The sequence below is a fragment of the Rariglobus hedericola genome (genome assembly GCF_007559335.1).
Taxonomy (GTDB): domain Bacteria; phylum Verrucomicrobiota; class Verrucomicrobiia; order Opitutales; family Opitutaceae; genus Rariglobus; species Rariglobus hedericola.
In genome coordinates this window covers 2,334,125-2,351,080 of the sequence record NZ_VMBG01000001.1, presented here as the reverse complement: position 1 = coordinate 2,351,080, position 16,956 = coordinate 2,334,125, and the positions used below count along the sequence as shown (strand labels likewise).

General features: G+C 64.7%; 11 protein-coding genes. 4 read left to right on the top strand and 7 right to left on the bottom strand.

All coding sequences use genetic code 11. The features are described 5' to 3' along the window. Window positions 1–27: 27 nt before the first annotated feature. Window positions 28–804 carry a DeoR/GlpR family DNA-binding transcription regulator gene (locus FPL22_RS10100; protein ID WP_144230153.1) on the bottom strand — a complete coding sequence of 259 codons (777 nt, stop codon included), beginning with the start codon at window positions 802–804 and terminating at the stop codon, window positions 28–30. Window positions 805–869: 65 nt separating this feature from the next. Continuing rightward, window positions 870–1,754 carry a helix-turn-helix transcriptional regulator gene (locus FPL22_RS10095; RefSeq protein WP_144230152.1) on the bottom strand — a complete coding sequence of 295 codons (885 nt, stop codon included), beginning with the start codon at window positions 1,752–1,754 and terminating at the stop codon, window positions 870–872. 74 nt (window positions 1,755–1,828) lie between these two features. Between FPL22_RS10095 and nagB the strand changes: the two genes are divergently transcribed. The 3 genes from nagB to FPL22_RS10080 are packed head-to-tail and all read left to right on the top strand — an operon-like array spanning window position 1,829 to window position 6,038. Then, window positions 1,829–3,739: a glucosamine-6-phosphate deaminase gene (gene nagB, locus FPL22_RS10090; protein ID WP_144230151.1), complete on the top strand. Its 1,911-nt coding sequence runs from the start codon at window positions 1,829–1,831 to the stop codon at window positions 3,737–3,739. Between the two features lie 5 nt (window positions 3,740–3,744). After that, the gene (locus FPL22_RS10085) at window positions 3,745–5,142 is read left to right on the top strand and encodes an ROK family protein (RefSeq protein WP_144230150.1); all 1,398 of its coding nucleotides are present in this window, start codon (window positions 3,745–3,747) and stop codon (window positions 5,140–5,142) included. Window positions 5,143–5,186: 44 nt separating this feature from the next. Then, window positions 5,187–6,038, top strand: coding sequence for a PIG-L deacetylase family protein (locus tag FPL22_RS10080; protein ID WP_144230149.1), 852 nt, complete (start codon window positions 5,187–5,189; stop codon window positions 6,036–6,038). On the opposite strand, the gene FPL22_RS10075 is transcribed toward FPL22_RS10080, so the two are convergent. Further along, window positions 6,029–7,051 carry a LacI family DNA-binding transcriptional regulator gene (locus FPL22_RS10075; RefSeq protein WP_144230148.1) on the bottom strand — a complete coding sequence of 341 codons (1,023 nt, stop codon included), beginning with the start codon at window positions 7,049–7,051 and terminating at the stop codon, window positions 6,029–6,031. The two genes, FPL22_RS10080 and FPL22_RS10075, sit on opposite strands and share 10 nt — an antisense overlap. Window positions 7,052–7,166: 115 nt before the next feature. On the opposite strand from FPL22_RS10075, the gene FPL22_RS10070 reads away from it, so the two are divergent. Next, window positions 7,167–10,820 (top strand): hypothetical protein, encoded by a 3,654-nt coding sequence (locus tag FPL22_RS10070; protein WP_238991373.1) that lies wholly within the window; start codon window positions 7,167–7,169, stop codon window positions 10,818–10,820. Between the two features lie 149 nt (window positions 10,821–10,969). Here FPL22_RS10070 and FPL22_RS10065 read toward each other — a convergent pair whose 3' ends face one another. From FPL22_RS10065 to FPL22_RS10050, 4 genes are all read right to left on the bottom strand, one after another. Then, window positions 10,970–12,322 (bottom strand): right-handed parallel beta-helix repeat-containing protein, encoded by a 1,353-nt coding sequence (locus FPL22_RS10065; protein ID WP_144230147.1) that lies wholly within the window; start codon window positions 12,320–12,322, stop codon window positions 10,970–10,972. Further along, entirely contained in the window at window positions 12,312–14,285 is a 1,974-nt protein-coding gene (locus FPL22_RS10060) for a sodium:solute symporter family protein (protein ID WP_144230146.1), read from the bottom strand. Before FPL22_RS10060 ends, FPL22_RS10065 begins: the two co-directional genes overlap by 11 nt. Before the next feature lie 69 nt (window positions 14,286–14,354). Continuing rightward, window positions 14,355–16,277 (bottom strand): endo alpha-1,4 polygalactosaminidase, encoded by a 1,923-nt coding sequence (locus FPL22_RS10055; RefSeq protein WP_144230145.1) that lies wholly within the window; start codon window positions 16,275–16,277, stop codon window positions 14,355–14,357. Beyond that, window positions 16,274–16,939, bottom strand: a complete 666-nt coding sequence (locus FPL22_RS10050; protein WP_144230144.1) for a type II secretion system protein — start codon at window positions 16,937–16,939, stop codon at window positions 16,274–16,276. The genes FPL22_RS10055 and FPL22_RS10050 overlap by 4 nt, the downstream gene beginning before the upstream one ends. Between the last annotated feature and the right edge of the window lie 17 nt (window positions 16,940–16,956).

Genomic DNA, 16,956 nt, shown 5'->3' with positions numbered 1-16,956 from the left:
AGGAAGTGAGGTGGCGGGACGCGGGAATCAGCGAATAGCCGGTGCGTGCAGGCGAAGGCCGTTGCGACTGAGCGCAAGGCGTTCGGCGCGGGAAAACGGGTGGTCGGTCACGAGATCACTGAAGGCGTCCCACGGCGCAAAACGAAGCGCGGCGGGCTGGTTCCATTTATCGCCCAATGCGATCAGGATGCGGCGCCGTGAGCGGCGCAGGGCCTCGGTTTTGACCGCGGCCTCGCCCAGCTCGGTGGTGCTCGCACCCGAGGCGGCATCAAGCCCGGAGGCGCCGATCACCGCCGCATCAAAACGCAGATTTTCGAGCCAGTGCTGGGTAAGTGCCCCGGTGAGCGCGAGACTGAGCGGACGGACTTCGCCGCCGAGAGCGATCAAGGTTGCGCGGGCTTCGCTGGCTAGAGCCAGCAGCGGAATCGAATTGGTGTGGATGCGCAGGCCGGGACGCTCGATCAACACGCGGCCCACTTCGAGGCAGGTGGTGCCGGCGTCCACAAAGAGATTGCCCTGCTCCGGCAGCAAAGCGGCGGCGGCGCGGCCGAGGCGGACTTTGGCGGCGACGGCTTTTTCGGCTTTACGGGTGTATTTGGGCTCCACCAGTCCGAAGTCCACGGGAAGCAGTGCGCCGTGCGCCCGCCGGGCGAAGCCGGATGCGGCGAGTGCGACAAAATCACGCCGGATGGTGGGGAGTGAAACCGCCAGCCGTGACGAAGCCTCGTTAATGGTCAGGCGTCCTTGTTCGGCAAGGATGCGAAGCAACAGACGTTGTCGTTCAGGGGCGAGCACGAGACCCATCCATGTCGGATGGAGTGGTGAAGGCGAAAATAAACGCCACTAACGATCAAAACGATCACGAGTGATCAATCGTTCGCCGCCTTGGCCCGGTAGGCGCGCGGCGACATGCCGTGGCGGGTGCGGAAGGTGCGGCTAAAACTGAAGAGTGAGCTGAAACCGCACTGCTCGGAGATTTCGGAGATGCGCGCGGAGGTCATGCGCAGGAGTCCGCAGGCGCGCTCGAGGCGGAGTTCGCGCATGTGTTTGCCCAGGCTCACGCCGCAGGAGGCGCGGAAACGCGTGCGTAAATTGCTGGGGCTCATGCCGAGTTCGGCGGCCAGCTCGCGGATCGTGGGAGCGGCGGGACGGAGTTTTTGTGCGGCGTGGTTAACTTGAAGTTCGATGGTCGCGCTGGGGCGAGAGGCGGGCGCTGAGCGGCCCGGAGGCGGGGTCAGTTGCGCGAGCAGCAAGGCGAGGCGCAACTCGGGCAGGCCTTCGTCGGCGAGGTTGCGTTGTGCGCGCAGCAGCGTGTCGAGCTGGCCGGCGAGTTCCGTATCCACGGGAAAGGTGAGGTTGCGCAGCGGCTCCATCACCACGCCTTGCGCATATTCAAAGGTGATGAACAGCCAGTGCAGGTTTTTGTCGGCGTGCGCGTAGTGATGATATTGATACGGAAGAATCACCAGGCCCTTGCCGGGTTCGAGCGGAAGCTCGCGGTCGTCGGCACAGACGACTGCGTTGCCTCGGAGCGGGACGATGAGCACATGGCGATGATGCATGGCGCGTCCGGTGTGCGGCCGGTTGAGCTCGGTGCCCGACCGGCGTTGGAAACAAATGATGTTTTCCGGCAGGGTCGGGGCGGGGCGCCGCTGGCCGTGGAGCGGACTGTCCGGACTGGGCAGGCGGCGGGTGCTGGTCGCGAGTGAAGCAAAAGCACGGGCTTTATTTTTTGGCGTTTTTGTTAAAAACATAGGCGGTAAAGCTATTCTCGATATGCCGGCGAAAGAGTAGGGTGGGAAGCATCGAATTTATCCCCGTCCCACTTATGCACACCTCCGAATCCCAGCAGCGCGAACGTATCCGGACCGAGATTTTTGCCGATGCGGACGCCGCGTCACGTCAGCTGGCGGGCGAGATTGCCGCGTTGATTCGCGAGCGCGCGGCGGCCGGAAAGGGTGTTGTCCTCGGGCTCGCGACGGGCTCCACGCCGGTGAGGCTTTATCGCGAACTCATCCGTATGCATCGGGAGGAAGGGCTTTCGTTTAAGAACGTCATCACGTTCAACCTCGATGAATACTACGGGCTGACGCGCGATCATCCGGAGAGCTACTGGCGCTTCATGCACGAGCAGCTGTTCAACCACATCGATCTGCCGGCGGCGCAGATCAACCTGCCCAACGGCACGTTGCCGCGCGGCGAGGTGTTTGGCTCGTGTCGCGCCTACGAAGACAAGATCGCGGCGGCGGGCGGGCTTGATTTGCAGGTGCTCGGCATCGGTCGCACGGGACACATCGGTTTCAACGAGCCTGGTTCGACGCGCGAGTCGCGCACTCGGCTGGTGACACTCGACGGGTTGACGCGGCGCGATGCGGCGCGCGATTTTTTGGGCGAGGCCAACGTGCCGCGTCATGCAATCACGATGGGCGTGGGCACGATTCTGGATGCACGACGCATTGTGCTCCTCGCGTGGGGCGAGTCGAAGGCGGGGGTGCTGGCGCAGGCGGTCGAAGCCGCGCCGGTGGACACGTTGCCGGCGAGTTTTTTGCAGGGGCATCCGAATGTGAGGTTCTACATCGACGGGTCGGCGGCGTCGGCGCTCACGCGGATGCGCCACCCGTGGCTGGTCGGGCCGGTTGCGTGGACGCCCGAGATGGCGCGGCGCGCAGTGGTGTGGCTGTCGCACACCGTGGGGCGTCCGGTGCTCAAGCTGCTCGATGAAGATTACAGCGAGCACGGCATGGCGGATCTGCTCACGGAGCAGGGATCGGTTTACGATCTGAATATCCGGATTTTTAACGAGCTGCAGCACACGATCACGGGTTGGCCAGGCGGCAAGCCGGGGGCGGACGACACGCATCGCCCGGAGCGGGCGGAGCCGGCGTCGAAGCGCGTGGTGGTGTTCAGCCCCGAGCCGTCGCACGACATGCTCGGCATGGGCGGGACGCTACGCCGGCTGGTCGATCAAGGACACCAAGTCACGGTGGTTTACCAGACCTCGGGCAATCTCGCGGTGCCGGATGCGGACGCGTTGATGGCGACAGATTTTGTGTCGGATCTCGCGGGGTGTTTTCCCGGAGAGGCAGGACCGGCGGAGGCATTTGCGCGTGTGGTGCGCGGCGAGTTGCTGGAGAAATCCGCGTTCGTGGGAGACTCGGCGCAGGTGCGGCGGTTGAAGGGACTCGTGCGACGCGGCGAGGCGCGGGCCTCGATCAAGTTGTGCGGACTCGCGGAGAAGGCGGTGCGGTTCATCGACCTGCCGTTTTACGAGGAAGGGCGTTATCGGCAGTTCAAGCCGGGGGCGGCGGATCGCGAGGCGATTGCGCGGCTGCTGGCGGAGGTGCGGCCTCATCAGATTTTCGTCACTGGCGACCGGGATGATCCCTCATCGGTTGCGGGAGTGTGTTTCTCGCTGGTAGGAAATGCGTGTGTAGGATTCGCCGGTGACGATTGGTTTTCGGACTGCCGCGTGTGGCTGTATCACGGGGTGGAAACGCCGTGCGACGCGGCGGAGATCGACATGGCGGTGCCGGTGAGCCCGCGTGAACTCTCGCAGAAGACGCAGGCGATTTTCCCGCATCGCTCGCAACGCGGGCACTCGGCGGTGGCGTCGGGTCTGCGCGAACCGTGGCAGCAGGCTGAGAAACAAAACCGGGATCTCGCCACGACGTATGACGCGTTGGGTCTCGCCGATTACGAAGCCATTGAAGCCTTTCGCCGCTGGATGCCCGGAGCTTGATTACCATGCTAAAAATTTCTCCTCAATTTACGCCGGCGCTTGATCCGGATTTCGTTCCGGCCGTGCTGTGGAATCGCGCTTACCGCGTCCTCGTTCAAGAGACGCGCGGCAGCCGTCCCTTTGCGCTCGCGCTGACTCGGGCCGATGGACGCTCCTCGGTGTGGCGCGGTGACGTGTTGCCCTCGTGGCATCCGCAGGCGGCGCTCACGTTTCGTTATGTGGAACGATTGCTGAAGTTCCTGCTGTGGCAACGCGGGGGTTGTCGCGTGATGGTGGTGGGCGCGCCGGAGATCGCGGCGGAATTAAAAAAGATTTATTCGGCGCGGGGCGCGCGGGCGTTCGACTATCGGTTCATGGGAGCGGAAGTGTATGGAAGCGACTTCACGGTGGAGGCGGGGCTGTGGAACGATCTGCCCAAGGAAGCGCCGGATGCGCTCGCCGTGGGGCGCCATTTGAGCGGCTGCCGCATCGGCTTCGATCTGGGTGGAAGTGATCGCAAGGTTTCGGCGGTGATCGATGGGAACGTCGTGTTTACGGAAGAGATTCCGTGGGACCCGTATTTTCAGGCGGACCCGGCGTATCATATCGAAGGCGTGCAGGATTCGCTATTGAGGGCGGCGGCCCATCTGCCGCGCGTGGACGCGATCGGCGGGAGCGCGGCGGGTGTTTACGTGAACAACGAAGTGCGCGTGGCGTCGCTGTTTCGCGGCGTGCCGCGCGACCGATTTGAGAAGAGCATCCGCCGGATGTTTTTTGATCTGCGCGAGCGGTGGAGCGGCGTGCCGTTTGAAGTCGTCAACGACGGCGAAGTCACGGCGCTGGCGGGCTCGATGTCGCTCGGCGACAATGCGGTGCTCGGCGTGTCGATGGGCACGAGCATGGCGGCGGGTTATGTGACGCCGGAGGGCGGGATCACGCCTTGGCTGAACGAGCTGGCGTTTGCGCCGATCGATTACGCAGAGGGTGCGCCGGCCGACGAGTGGTCGGGCGACCGCGGGTGTGGGGTGCAGTATTTCTCGCAGCAGGGCGTGAACCGGTTGGCGTTGCGCGCCGGGATCAAATTCCCCGAGGCGATGCCGCTGCCGGAGCGGTTGGTGGCGGTGCAGGCGTCGATGGCGGCGGGCGATGATCGCGCGCAGGCGGTTTACGAAAGCATTGGCACGGAGCTCGGGTATTCAGTGGCGCACTACGCGGATTTTTATGAACTGCGTAATGTGCTCGTGCTCGGTCGCGTGACGTCGGGCGCGGGCGGCGAAGTCATCTTGGGAAAAGCGCGCGAAGTGTTGTGCGGCGAGTTTTCCGGACTGGCGGAACGCGTGCGGCTGGCGATGCCGGACGAGAAGGACAAGCGCCACGGGCAGGCGGTCGCGGCGGCGAGTCTGCCGGCGGTGGGCGCGGCTTGAGATTGCGGCTGAATTGTTTTTGAAACCCTCTGTTTTATTCACCCATGAAATTTTCCCACTCCAAGGCTGATGTGTATGTTCCCGGTGATGCGCGTTCGCCCGAGGCGGCCCTCGCGGCGGTGACGCACCTATGTGTCGCGGCGCATCAGGACGACATTGAGATCATGGCGCACGCGGGCATCTCGGATTGTCTGGAGACGGCGGACAAGGCGTTTGGCGGCGTGGTCGTCACGAACGGCGCGGGATCGTCGCGCATCGGACCGTATGCGCAGTTCACCGACGAGCAAATGCAGGAGATCCGTCGCGAGGAGCAGCGCAAGGCGGCCGATATCGGGAGCTACGCGATTCAGGTGCAGCTGGCGCATCCGAGCGCGGATGTGAAGCAGGCGGGACATGCGGGCGTGGCGGCGGATTTGACGGCGATTTTTTCGGCGTGTTCGCCCGAGGTGGTGTATCTGCACCAGCCGGCGGACAAGCATGACACGCACATCGCGGTGTTGCTGCGCTGCCTCACGGCATTGCGCTCGTTGCCAGTGGAGCGCAGGCCGAAGCGCGTGCTCGGCTGCGAAGTGTGGCGCGATCTCGATTGGTTGGTGGATGCGGACAAAGTGGTCCTCGATTCGGGGCGGCATCCGGCGCTGGCGGCGGATTTGCTGAAGGTGTTCGATTCACAGATCAGCGGAGGAAAACGCTACGACCTGGCGACGATCGGGCGGCGTTGTGCGAACGCGACGTTTCACACGTCGCACGCGTCGGACAAAGTCGCGGGTATCACCTGGGCAGTGGACCTGACGCCGCTGGTGACGGATGCGACGCTGGATGTGAATGCGTTTATCGCGGCGCACATCGAGCGCTTGAAGGCGGATGTCGCGGGACGGCTGACGCGTTATCGCTGAAGAACCGGGCCGAGGGAGGCGCGGGGGATGAAGCGGGTGTTGATCGTGTGGATCAACTGGGCGGAGGCGCGGGGGACGGGTGCGGTGGCGTCTTCGATGAGTTGGTGAAGTTGCTCCACGGCGGCGGCGGCGATCTCGGTGCGCGGGATGCCGACGCTGGCGAGGGGCGGGCGCGTGAAGGGGGCGAAGGAGAGGTTGTCGATGCCGATGATCGAGATGTCTTTCGGCACGCGCAGGCCGTGTTTGTCCGCGCCGCTGATGGCGCCGAGCGCGAGGATGTCGGTCGAGCACAGGACGGCGGTGACGCCGGTGGGGAGAAGTTCGGCGAGGGCGCGTTCGCCGTCTTCGAAGGAGAGTGGGCCGGATGCGGTGGGGGCGGAGTCGGCGTCGAGGCCTTCGGCGCGGAGAGCGTGGAGGAAGGCGTCGTGTTTCGCGGTGTCGGCCAGGCCGTGGATAAAACCGATGCGGGTGTGGCCGGCGTTTTTCAGCTGGGCGATGGCTTCGGCGATGCCGGAGTCCTGGTGTATGCGGACGAGGCCGGCGGCTTCGGGGAGATCCCAATCGTGGTTGGCGATGACGACGACGGGGAGGGTTTTGAAACGCTCGAGGAAGGCGAGGGCGCCGCTGCGGGAGTCGGCGACCAAGATGATGCCGTCGAGTCCGCCACCGGCCGCGGCGCGTTGCAGACCGAGGGAGGGCTCGGCGGTTTTTTGGGTCAGCTCGAGGTTGGTCGTGTAGTCGCGGGCGGCGGCGGCTTTGGCGATCTCTTGGGCGAGCTCCATGTTGTAGTAGTCGAAAATCGCGGCGGTGCTGAAGCTGTAGTAAACCGCGATGATGTCGGTGCGCCGGGCGTTGAGGCGCTGGGCGTGGATGTTGGGCGTGTAACCGTGCTCGGCGGCGAGGGCGAAAATGCGCTGGCGGGTCTCTTCCTTGATGCGTCCGCGGCCGGAAAAGGCGCGGGAAACCGTGGCGGTGGAGACATCGGCGAGAACGGAGAACTTCTTAATATCCATGAACGGTGAAAGTAGTAACGCACGGGCGGGCGTTTGTGCAAAATTTACTTTCTCCGGAGGGCGAAAAAGGAGTCGGGGCTTGACGATGAGATTATTTGCGTAACTAATTACGCAAATGATGAAATTGACCGCGTTTCACGGGCAACAAGGGATGGGCTTAGTTACTGGATTGCTGATGGTTGTTGGATTTATTGGGTCGGTGAAAGAGGTGGATGCGCAAGTGACGGGAGCGCGGGTGGAGCGCGTGGCGGGGATGCCGGATGCAGTGGCGGTGATTTTGGAACACGAGGGCACGTTGGCGCCGGAGCGGATGCGGTTTTATTTCGATACGAAGCCGAAGGCGGGCGAGCCGTCGTCGGGGGCGGATTTTTTAGTGGAGGGGCCGTCGTTCTACGCCTATCCGGCGGGCGGGACGGGGTGGTCGTGGAATCGCATCGGCGCGCCGGTGTTTCAGGCGAAGGCGGGCGAGTTGGTGTGCATCGTGAGCGCGCCGGAATTCGGGCGTCCGTTTTCTTGGTTCGCGGAAGTGACGACGCCGGATTGGAACGTGGGGCAACGCTGGCCGGCGAGCGGCGCGGCGGCGGTGGGCGATCCGGCGAAGTTGAAGGAGATGGCGCGTCCTGCCGAAACGGCAGCGGTGGATATGGAGCCGTTTTTGGCGATGCGGCCGAAATCGCTTTCGGTGGCGTTGAATGGCGGACCGAATTTGAGCGAGTGGACACCGGTGCGCGGCGGCGTGGCGTTTGCGGCGCTGGCAGAACGGCTGGGCGCGCTCGGGCTTCCGGCAGAGGCGCGGTTGGAGGCGGCGTTGCGCGACGCGACGGGCGGCGAGGCGGTTGGGTTGGTGCCGACGCGGATGTGGCGGAAGGGCGATAATTTCGCGTGGGCGGGCGAAGCGGTGGGCGTTTCTTGGGTGTTGGTGGCGGATGCGCCGCGTGCGGGCGAACTGCGGGTGACGGGCTGGCTGCGCGACGATGCGGCGCGGGTGTTGCGCATTGAGGCTGGGCTGGCGCTGCCGCTTGCCGGAAAAACGTGGGCGGACGACATGAGCACGACTCGCGTGATCGGCACGGATGAACCGGTGTATGGGAATTTTGCGGGCGGACGTTACGGGCTGGATGCGCGGCAGTCGTATTATCCGATCGGCGTGGTCGAAGACGGTGCGAAGGCGTGGGTGATCGAGACCGATCCGGCGGAGCCGCGGGTGTTCGCGCTGGGCGCGGGAGCGACGTATTTGAAAGCCAACTACGATCTGGCGCTCACGCCGGAGACGGCGAAGTTTCCGGGGCAGGCGACATTCCGGTTTTCGGTTTATGCAGTCGAGCGCGGAGAGGAAGGCGGATTTCGCGCGGCACTGGCGGAGTTTTATAAGCGGTATCCGGATTATGCGGAACGGCGCGTGCCGCGTTCGGGCTTGTGGATGCCGTTTTCGGATATCTCGAAGCTGCCGGAGGCGGAGGATTTTGGATTCTCGTTTTTTGAAAAGGTCGGCGAGCGCGGGGCGGATGTGGATTACGCGAAGCAGAACGGGATTCTCACGCTGATGTATGCGGAGCCGTGGCTATACTGGCTTCCGTTTGACGACGGTGAGACGCGCACGCCGGCGCGGGCGTTGGAGAAAGTGCGGCAGTTGTCCGCGCTCGGTTCGGGTTGGAGTCGCGATCTGGCAGCGTCGGGATTGGCGGGCGCGGCGCGGGATGGGAATGGGGACATCCACACGAAGTTCATGGACCTGCCCTGGAACAAGGGCGCGCGCATGGAAGTGAGCAGCGATCCGGATCTGGCGCGGGCAACGCCGGACGGACTCAATCGCGCGGAGGCGGAATGGAAACGCATCGCGGAGTGGTTGGATGATCCGCGGGTGAACGGCATTTATTTGGATTCGATGGATGCGATCGTGCAGCCGGATCACGCGGCGGCGGCGTTTCAGGCGGCGGATTATCCGGGGACTTACACGCGTGCGGGGCGCGTGCCGGTGATGGCGCCGAATGTGCCGCAGTATGAATTCACGGCGACGCTCGGGGCGTTGCTGCGGGCGCGCGGGAAATACCTGATGGCGAATTTTTCGCTGGTGGATTCGCCGTTCATTAACCGCTGGATCGATATTCCCGGCGAGGAGACCGACTGGTGGAGCGGCGGGCAATACAACCCGAACAGCCGGACGCGGCTGGATTACCGCAGGGCGCTTTCGGGGCGGAAGCCGTTCGGGTTTTTGCAGTCCACGGATTTTGAGACGTTCGAGGGCGAGCCGTTGCGCCGGTATTTCGAGACGTGCGTGGCGTATGGATTTCAGCCGAGTTTTTTCAGTCACAACGCGGCGGACAATCCTTACTGGCATGATGTGAAGCTGCTGGAGCGGGACCGGCATCTTTTTAAGACGTATGTGCCGCTGACGCGGCGTGTGTCGGACGCGGGCTGGGAGCCGGTGCGTGAGGCGCGCTTGGCGGATGCAGAGGGCGTGCGGTTGGAGCAGTTTGGTCGCGCGGCGGGCGGGCTGTGGCACCTGACGTTGCAGAATCAGACCGAGACGCGGCGGGTAACCGAGCTGGTGATGCCGGCGGGGATCGGGCGGGTGGCGTGGCTGGATCCGTTGACGGGATTTGGCGGCTGGGTGGACGCGGGTGCGCGGTTGCCGGTGGCGCTGGAGCCGCATGCGTTACTTGTGCTCGACTTGGTGGCGCCGGAGCGGTTCGCAGATGAGCGGGCGTTTTTGGGTGGCTGGCGCTCGGGCGGCGATGAGGCGAAGGCGGCGCTGCGCTCGCTGGAGTCGTTGGAGCGTGAGCAGGCGGCGGGTTTTCGCGTGGATGTTGCGCCGGCGGGTGCGGTGATCACGGGTGAGGCGTCGGCGTGGCGGATTTTAGTGCGTAATGACAAGACGGATACGATCACGGTGGGCGTTGCGGGAGGAGAGCCGGTCAAGGTGACGGCGGGTGAATCGCAGGAGTTGCGGGTGGTGTTGCCGGCGACGGATGCGGAGACGCGCGTGGTGGCGTGGCGCGTGAATGGCGTGGAGTTTTCGCGCGTGGTGCGGGTGCGTGCGGTTTCGCCGGTGGAGGCGAGCGGACCGGGGCGGCGCGTGGTCACGCGTGAGGCGAAGACTGCGGTGGCGGTTACGGTGACGAATCACACCGCCGAGGCGCGTGAGGCGGTGGTGGAGTGGACGGGAGGACGGAAGAATGTGACGTTGGCGGCGGGCGCGCAGGAAGTGGTTTCGCTGCCGGTAGAGCGTCCGAAGGTGGGCGGGGCGGTGACGTTGAAGATGACGCTGTCGTCGGGCGGGCGGGAGTGGTGGGCGGAGGAGTGCCGCGTGGTGTTTCTCACGGCGCGTGAGAGTCTGGCGAGCGGGCCGGGTGTGCAGGTGTCGGCGGACAGCACGTTTGGCGGATATTCGGCGAAGGCTTTGAATGACGGTGTGGCCGATGGTGCGAATCTGGCGTGGAACGAGGCGGCTTGGGCGTCGGAGGACGGCCCGGGCGAGCATTGGGTGCGGCTGGCATTCCCGCAGCCGGTCGCGGTGGAGGAAGTGATCATCCACTGGAACCATGAAGGCGGCGTGGCCTACACGGGACGCGAGGGCGTTATCCTTGGGGAAGTGGCGACTGGCCAGGAGTTGCCGATCGCGAATTGGAAATCAAAGCCGGGCGAGCGGATGACGCGGGTCACGTTTCCGCGTCAGATGCTGAAGACGCTGCGGGTGACTCAGAGCCCGGGGCAGGGTGCGCCGGAGCGACCGGGCATCATGTGGCTGACGGAACTGGAGGCGAACTGAGTGTGGCGAAGAGAGGACGGAGGGCACGGAGTCTCTGAGGGAAGGAAGGGGTCTCGCGAAGAGCGCGAAGGACGCGAAGGAACGGAGGTAAGTTAAGAACCCTTCGCGGACTTAGCGTCCTTCGCGCGACAAGTTGTTCTGCCGTTCCGCTACGGAGCGGTGGGGAGGTTCTTGGGGCGGGTGCTTAGGACTTTGGAGTGGGTGTCTTGTTTGGAGGCGGTGCGCCAGGCGGAAAGGCCGGAGTAGGATTTGTTTTTCCACTGCCAGCGGGGTTTGGCAGGGGTGTAGAGCGTGGTGTAATCGACGGTGGTGCCCGTGTTTTGGGTGTAGGAGTTACCGATGACGAGCGATTGGGTGTTCGTGACGATGAGGTTTTTTTGGATGATCGTGTCGCGCACATCGAACTGGAGCTGGATTTCCCCGTTGCCGTAGCGGAGCGTGTCGTTTTCGACGAAGGTGTTTTCCTCGATCAAGCAGTCTTCGGTGCGGCCGCGCTTCGTGTCGTAGCCGCCCATGAAGAGTCCGCCGATGCGGTTGTGGTGGATGAGGTTTTTTCGGACGGTGACGCCGCTCGTGGATTCGCCGGCGTGTTCGCTGGCGAGCTCGATGCCGATGTCGCAATCGTAAACGGTGTTTTGCTCGATGAGGATGTCGCGTCCGCCGTCCACGTAGATGCCGCCGGCGGAATGGTTTTTACCGTAGGCGGGGTTTCCGTAGGAATTGATGCCGTAAACAGTATTCAAACGGATGATACCGTTGCGGGCGGCGTCTTGCGCGGGGTCGGGGCAGGTGTCCTCATGTCCAATGGCGTCGATGCCGATATTGTTGCAGGCGCGGACAGTGTTGGACTCGACGAGAAAGCCGGTGACGTTGCCGTTGAGCACGAGGGCTTCGCTGGAACCGAGCTTGAGGTGGTGGAGGCGGTTGCCGCGGATAACGAGGTCGCGGATGGGAGTGTTTTCGTCTCCGTAGATGGCGATGCCATGGGCATCGCCTCCATTGGCGCCGGTGTAAGTCGTGCCGAGGTGGTGAATGTGATTGTTGAGCAGACGCACCCCTGTGCCGGAGCCGTTGATGAGGATGCCGATGGGCACGCGGTTTTTTTGCGCGGTGTAGTAGTTGCGCAGCTCGAAACCCTGGATGGTGACGTGGCTGACGCCTTGGAGCCAGAAGAGCGGGAGCCAGCCGGAGTCGGTGGAGAGCTTGGCACCGTCGATCACGGGTGTTTCGCCGGAGCGGGCGCGAAAGATAATCGGGGCCTGCGCGGTGCCGGAACGGGTGAGGAGCAGGCGTTCGGCATAGATGCCGGTTCGGACCTCGACGGTATCGCCGGGTCGGGCTTTGGTCGCGGCGTGGGCGAGGGTTTTCCACGGTGCGGCGAGCGTGCCGGCGGCGGTGTTTTTCCCGGAGGGGCTGACGACGTAGGTCGCGGCTCCGAGTGAATGGGCACAGAGAACCGCGAGCAGGATAAAGGCAGGAAACCGGAGTGATTTAACGGCCATCTTCGGCGGTGACGGTGCGGGGGGCGCGGAGGTCGATGAACATCTGGCGGAAGTCACGGATGCCGCCGAGGAGGAACCACACGGTTGCGCCGATGCCGATGGGGATGCTGATCCAGATGTTCCATTTCCAGAAGGATGCCCAGGAGGAGTCGGGCACGTCGACAGCGAGATTGTAGAGGGTGCCGATGACGAAGATGAGCCACCAGGCGAGCGTCCACACAAGCGTGCCGCGGCAGATGAAGCGGTCGCCGCGCGTGAATTCGGGACCGCTGCCGAGGGTTTCGGCGAGGCGTTCGCGCCAGCCGAAGCGCGGGGCGGCGAGCGGGTCGTGGGCGACGCGGGCTTCGCGGCCGAGCATGGTTTCGAGGTCGAAACGGGTGCGCCCGCAGAGGGAGACGATCACATAGACGAGCAACGCGGTGAGCATGGCACCGAACATGATTTCGCGGCCGTTGAAGGGGAATTTGGCGGCGTGGGTGAGGAGCCAGGCGTTGTCGGTGAACAGGTGTTGCAGCCACGGGGAAAGGTAGGAGGGCCAGGCGCTTTGCACGGCGAGTCCGCCGGTGGAAAGCACACCGCCGGTGATCATGGCCGACCACGCGGCGGCGGTGCTGCCGCGGCGCCAGTAGAGTCCGCCGATGATGGCGGCGCCGGCGCCGCCGAGGAAGATGGCGCCGGTGATGTCGAAGAACATGAAGACGTAGTCTTTCAGCGGGAACAGGAGACTGAAGGCGAAGGCGAAGAGCGCGACGCCGAGCGAGGAGCGGCGGAGCCAGCGGACGTGTTGCACGGGCTCGAGCGGTTTTTTGCGCAGGGGGAGAACGATGTCCTGGATGAAGATGCTGCCCCACGAGTGGAGGTAGGCGTTGTCGGTGCTGAGGGCGGCGGCGACGAGCACGGTCGCGAGGAGTCCGAGGAAGCCGACGGGCAGCAGCACGGTGAGGCCGGCGGGGACGGTGAGTTGCGCGCGGGTGACGGGATCGGAGATGTTGGCGAGGAGCGCCTGGATCTCGGCGGCCTGCGAGGCGAAGGCGGGGTTGTGCAGCACGGCGTAAACGCAGAGCGGCATGAGCAGGAGCGCGAGGTTCTGGCCCATTGAGCGCCAGTTGGCCAGGATGCCGGCCATGCGGGCTTCGTGGGGGGAGCGGGCGGAGGCGTTGTAGCCGGAGGTGCCCTGCCAGGCGCGGGTGGTGTAAACCACCATGAAGGCGCCGATGAGGTAGTAAGCGGTGTTGAAGTCGGCGGAGTTGCCGGTCTTGAACGGATGCACCATCGAGGCACCGGCGGGTGCGGCGGCGAGACCGGTAAGCAAGTCGCCCCACGGCATCAGCCAGAGGAAGAACACCATGAGAATGATGAACACGATCATGCAGAAGGCGGCCTGCAGGAAGTCGGAGATGAGGATCGTGATTTGTCCGCCGATCCAGACCAGGCCGAGGGCGAGGCCCAGTTCGAGTGCCATGAGGGCGGGGAACATCGGGATGTCGACGCCGCCGAGGGCGAGCGTGGCGGGGATTCCGCAGAACTGCATGAAGCAGCGGACGGTGACGGCGGGGAAGATGCCGTAGTTGATGACGCCGGAGACAAACGTGAGCGCGCCGAAGAAGAGGCGGAATTTGCGCGAGTAACGCATCTCGATGAATTGGGCCATCGTCATGGCACGCGTCTGCCGGTAGCGGTAGATGACGAAGCCGCTCAGGGCGATGAAGAGGCCGAGCGGGGCGAGGAAGTAGCCCCACCAGAGCGGGACGAAGCCGGCGTTAAAAAAGATTTCAAAGGTGCCGACGATGGTGATGGCGCCGAGACCGGCGGCGCCCTCGGAGAGCGTGAGCAGGTAGCGGCCGGCGCAGCGGCTGGCGACGAGGTAGTCGGACACGCCTTTCATGTGGCGGCCGGCGCGTGCGCAGACGATCAGCAGCGCGGAGAGGGAGACGGCGAGGATGAGCCAGTCGAGGGTGTGCACGGGGGCGGAATACGGAGGGCGGAGAGCAGAAGACGGAGAACAGACGGACTGACGTAGCCGGAGGGGCAGTTAGCGAACGAGGCTGACTTGCTGGACCCACATCAGATTGGGGCGGTCGGAGGCGCCGCCGGCGACGGATTGGACGATGCGCAGGGCGGTGATCGTGGCGGGATCGAAGGTGATGAGGCTGCGGCCGACGGTGTTGTCCTTTACTTGAGCGATGCGCGTCCAGGCGGTGGCGTCGGGGCCGGCGGGGCGGACTTCGACGCGGAAGGCGCGGGCGGGAAAGGCGCGGCCGTTGTCGCGGGCCCAGTCGATGGTCACGCCGGTGGCGGAGGCGACGGGCGGGAAGGTGAACTCAAGGGAGTGCTCGGTGCGGCTTTCGGTGGAGGCCCACGCGCGGTCGCGCCAGCCGAGAGAGTCTTTGTCGGCGACGCCGTCGATCACGGCGGCGACGGTGTAGTCGGCGTAGTTGGAGCTCGGGGTGACGCGGGTGCCGGCGGGGAAGCCGTTGCGCTCGGTATCCAAGGTTACGATACGGGTGTCGGCGGTCTCGGCGGGGGAGAGCCAGCGGGCGTCGGTGCGGCCTTGGTAAGCGATGTCGTAGAACGCATCGAGCATGATGGACGTGACGCAGGGGATCATGCCGAGCGTGGCGGCGCGGTCGTAGGCGAGGGCGATCTCGGGACTGTCGGCAGCGGGAGCGTAGTCGAGCGCGAGGGCGACGAGGCCATGCTTCTTTTGCGCGGGGTGGATGAGGGTTTGCCAGACCTCGAGCCCGTGGTCCCAGGCGGAGGGGCGCATGGTGACGTAGCGTTTCTCGGCGAAGTCGTAGCTGAGGGTGAAGCTTTCGAACATGATGCCGTCGGGTGTGGCGCCGAGGTCGGGGAGGAGGTCCCAGCCGCGGTTGAGGACGATGACGGCGGCGGGGTGGCGGGCGCGGAGCTCGCGGATGAGCGAGACCATCGCGGGGAAGGAGTCGCGGTAGCTGAGGGAGGTTTCGACGGTATCGAGGAAGAAGCCGTCCACGCCGTGGGACTTGATGATCTCGTCGGCGCGGGCGAGGAAGTGCGCGCGCCAGGCGGGGGAGGCGGCGTTGGCGAAGTAGGAGTTCCAGGTTTCGTTTTTGTCGGGGAGATTGTCGGCGTTGCGATCGAAGTAGGCGGAGTCGTAGCCGCCGGGGCCTTTGGTGTCGCCGGTGCGCAGTTCGGAGTCTTCGCCGATGGAGATGTAGCCGATCGCGAGGCGTCCGGCGGCGCGGAGGGCGTTCACTTCGGCGACGGATTGGGCGCGGGTTTCGATGATGGCGGCGTCGCGGGTGAGGAGGTCGGTGGTGCGGCCCGGGCCGTAGAAGCAGGAGTAAGACTGGATTTTTTTGAAGGCGGTGCGGGCGTCGGTGCGGGCGGGCAGGGGTGTGACGGCGGAGGTGGTTTTGGCACCGGGGAGCGGGGCGTTGTATTTAGGAACGGTGAAGGTCCAGGAACGCGTGTCGCGTGGGATCGTGTCGAGGGTGTCGGCGTAGTTCTCTGTGTAGGTGGCGGCGAAGATTTTCACCGTGCCGCCGGAGGGCAGGCCGAGGGGGGCGAGGGCGGTTTTGAGGGTGAGCGTGTCGCCGGTGACGGTGCGTTCGACGGTGACGCCGGCGAGCGGGGTCCAGGACCAGACGTGGGGATCATCGCTGTTGAACCGGTAGGCCTGCGAACCCTCGAGGAGGATTTCGAGGCCGTTGCCGGCGGGTTTTCCGGAGGTGTGGTTGTAGGACGGTTTGGCGGCGGGACCGACATCGATGAAGACATGGGTCCAGGCAGTAAATTCGCCGCCCTTGGATTTGAGGCTGAGGGTGAGGATGCCGTTGGCGACGGCTGCGTTGGCGGCGATGAGGCCGGTGCCTTCAGGGGCGGTCGTTGCGGCGGCGGGCTGGGTGAAGGGCTGGGCTTGGGCGGAGACGGTGGCGCAGAGGAGGGCGAGGAAAAGCAGAAAGGTCGGTTTCATTGGGGAGACGGAGTGGGAATGTAGGGGGGGACTTCTTTGGGGCCGACGAACCAGGGTGCGGTCTGTAGAAACTCGGAGTAGGGACGGCTATCGACATGCCCATCGAGGAAGACGGAGGGGACATTTTCACCGTAGCGGCCTTGGGCGGGAGGTGTGTCCGCGGCGATGAAACCGTAGGCGGATTCCTGGGCTTCCGCGGCGATGAGGACCTTGGTGGGATTAGGGAAATCGTTAACGATCAGCGAGTGGTTGCTGCCACGGTTGGGGTCGCCCACGTGGCGGCCGCTGACGGCGTAGTTCCACCCGTAGGACATGGTCTCGGTGAAACGATCCGGAGTCGACGGGTCGAAGCCGGTGTGGGCCGGGCTGTGGAAGGCTTCGAGGTCTTCGCCGATATAGGGCTGAAGCGTGCGCCACCAGTAGGTGCCCGTGGTGTAATTGTGCCACACGGGAAGGCCGCCGCGGTGTTCGCTCGCGTAGACCAAGGCGGCGGAACCGATGTTGCGAAGCTTGGACAGCGACTGGGTTTGCTGGGCGCTGCGACGGATGTTGCCGAGGACGGCGAAGATGATGCCTGCGAGCACGCCGATGATGGCGATGACCGTGAGCAATTCGATGAGAGTGAAGCCGGAGGGGCGCCGACGTGAGAACGAGTGGTTCATGACGTGTGCGATGAGTT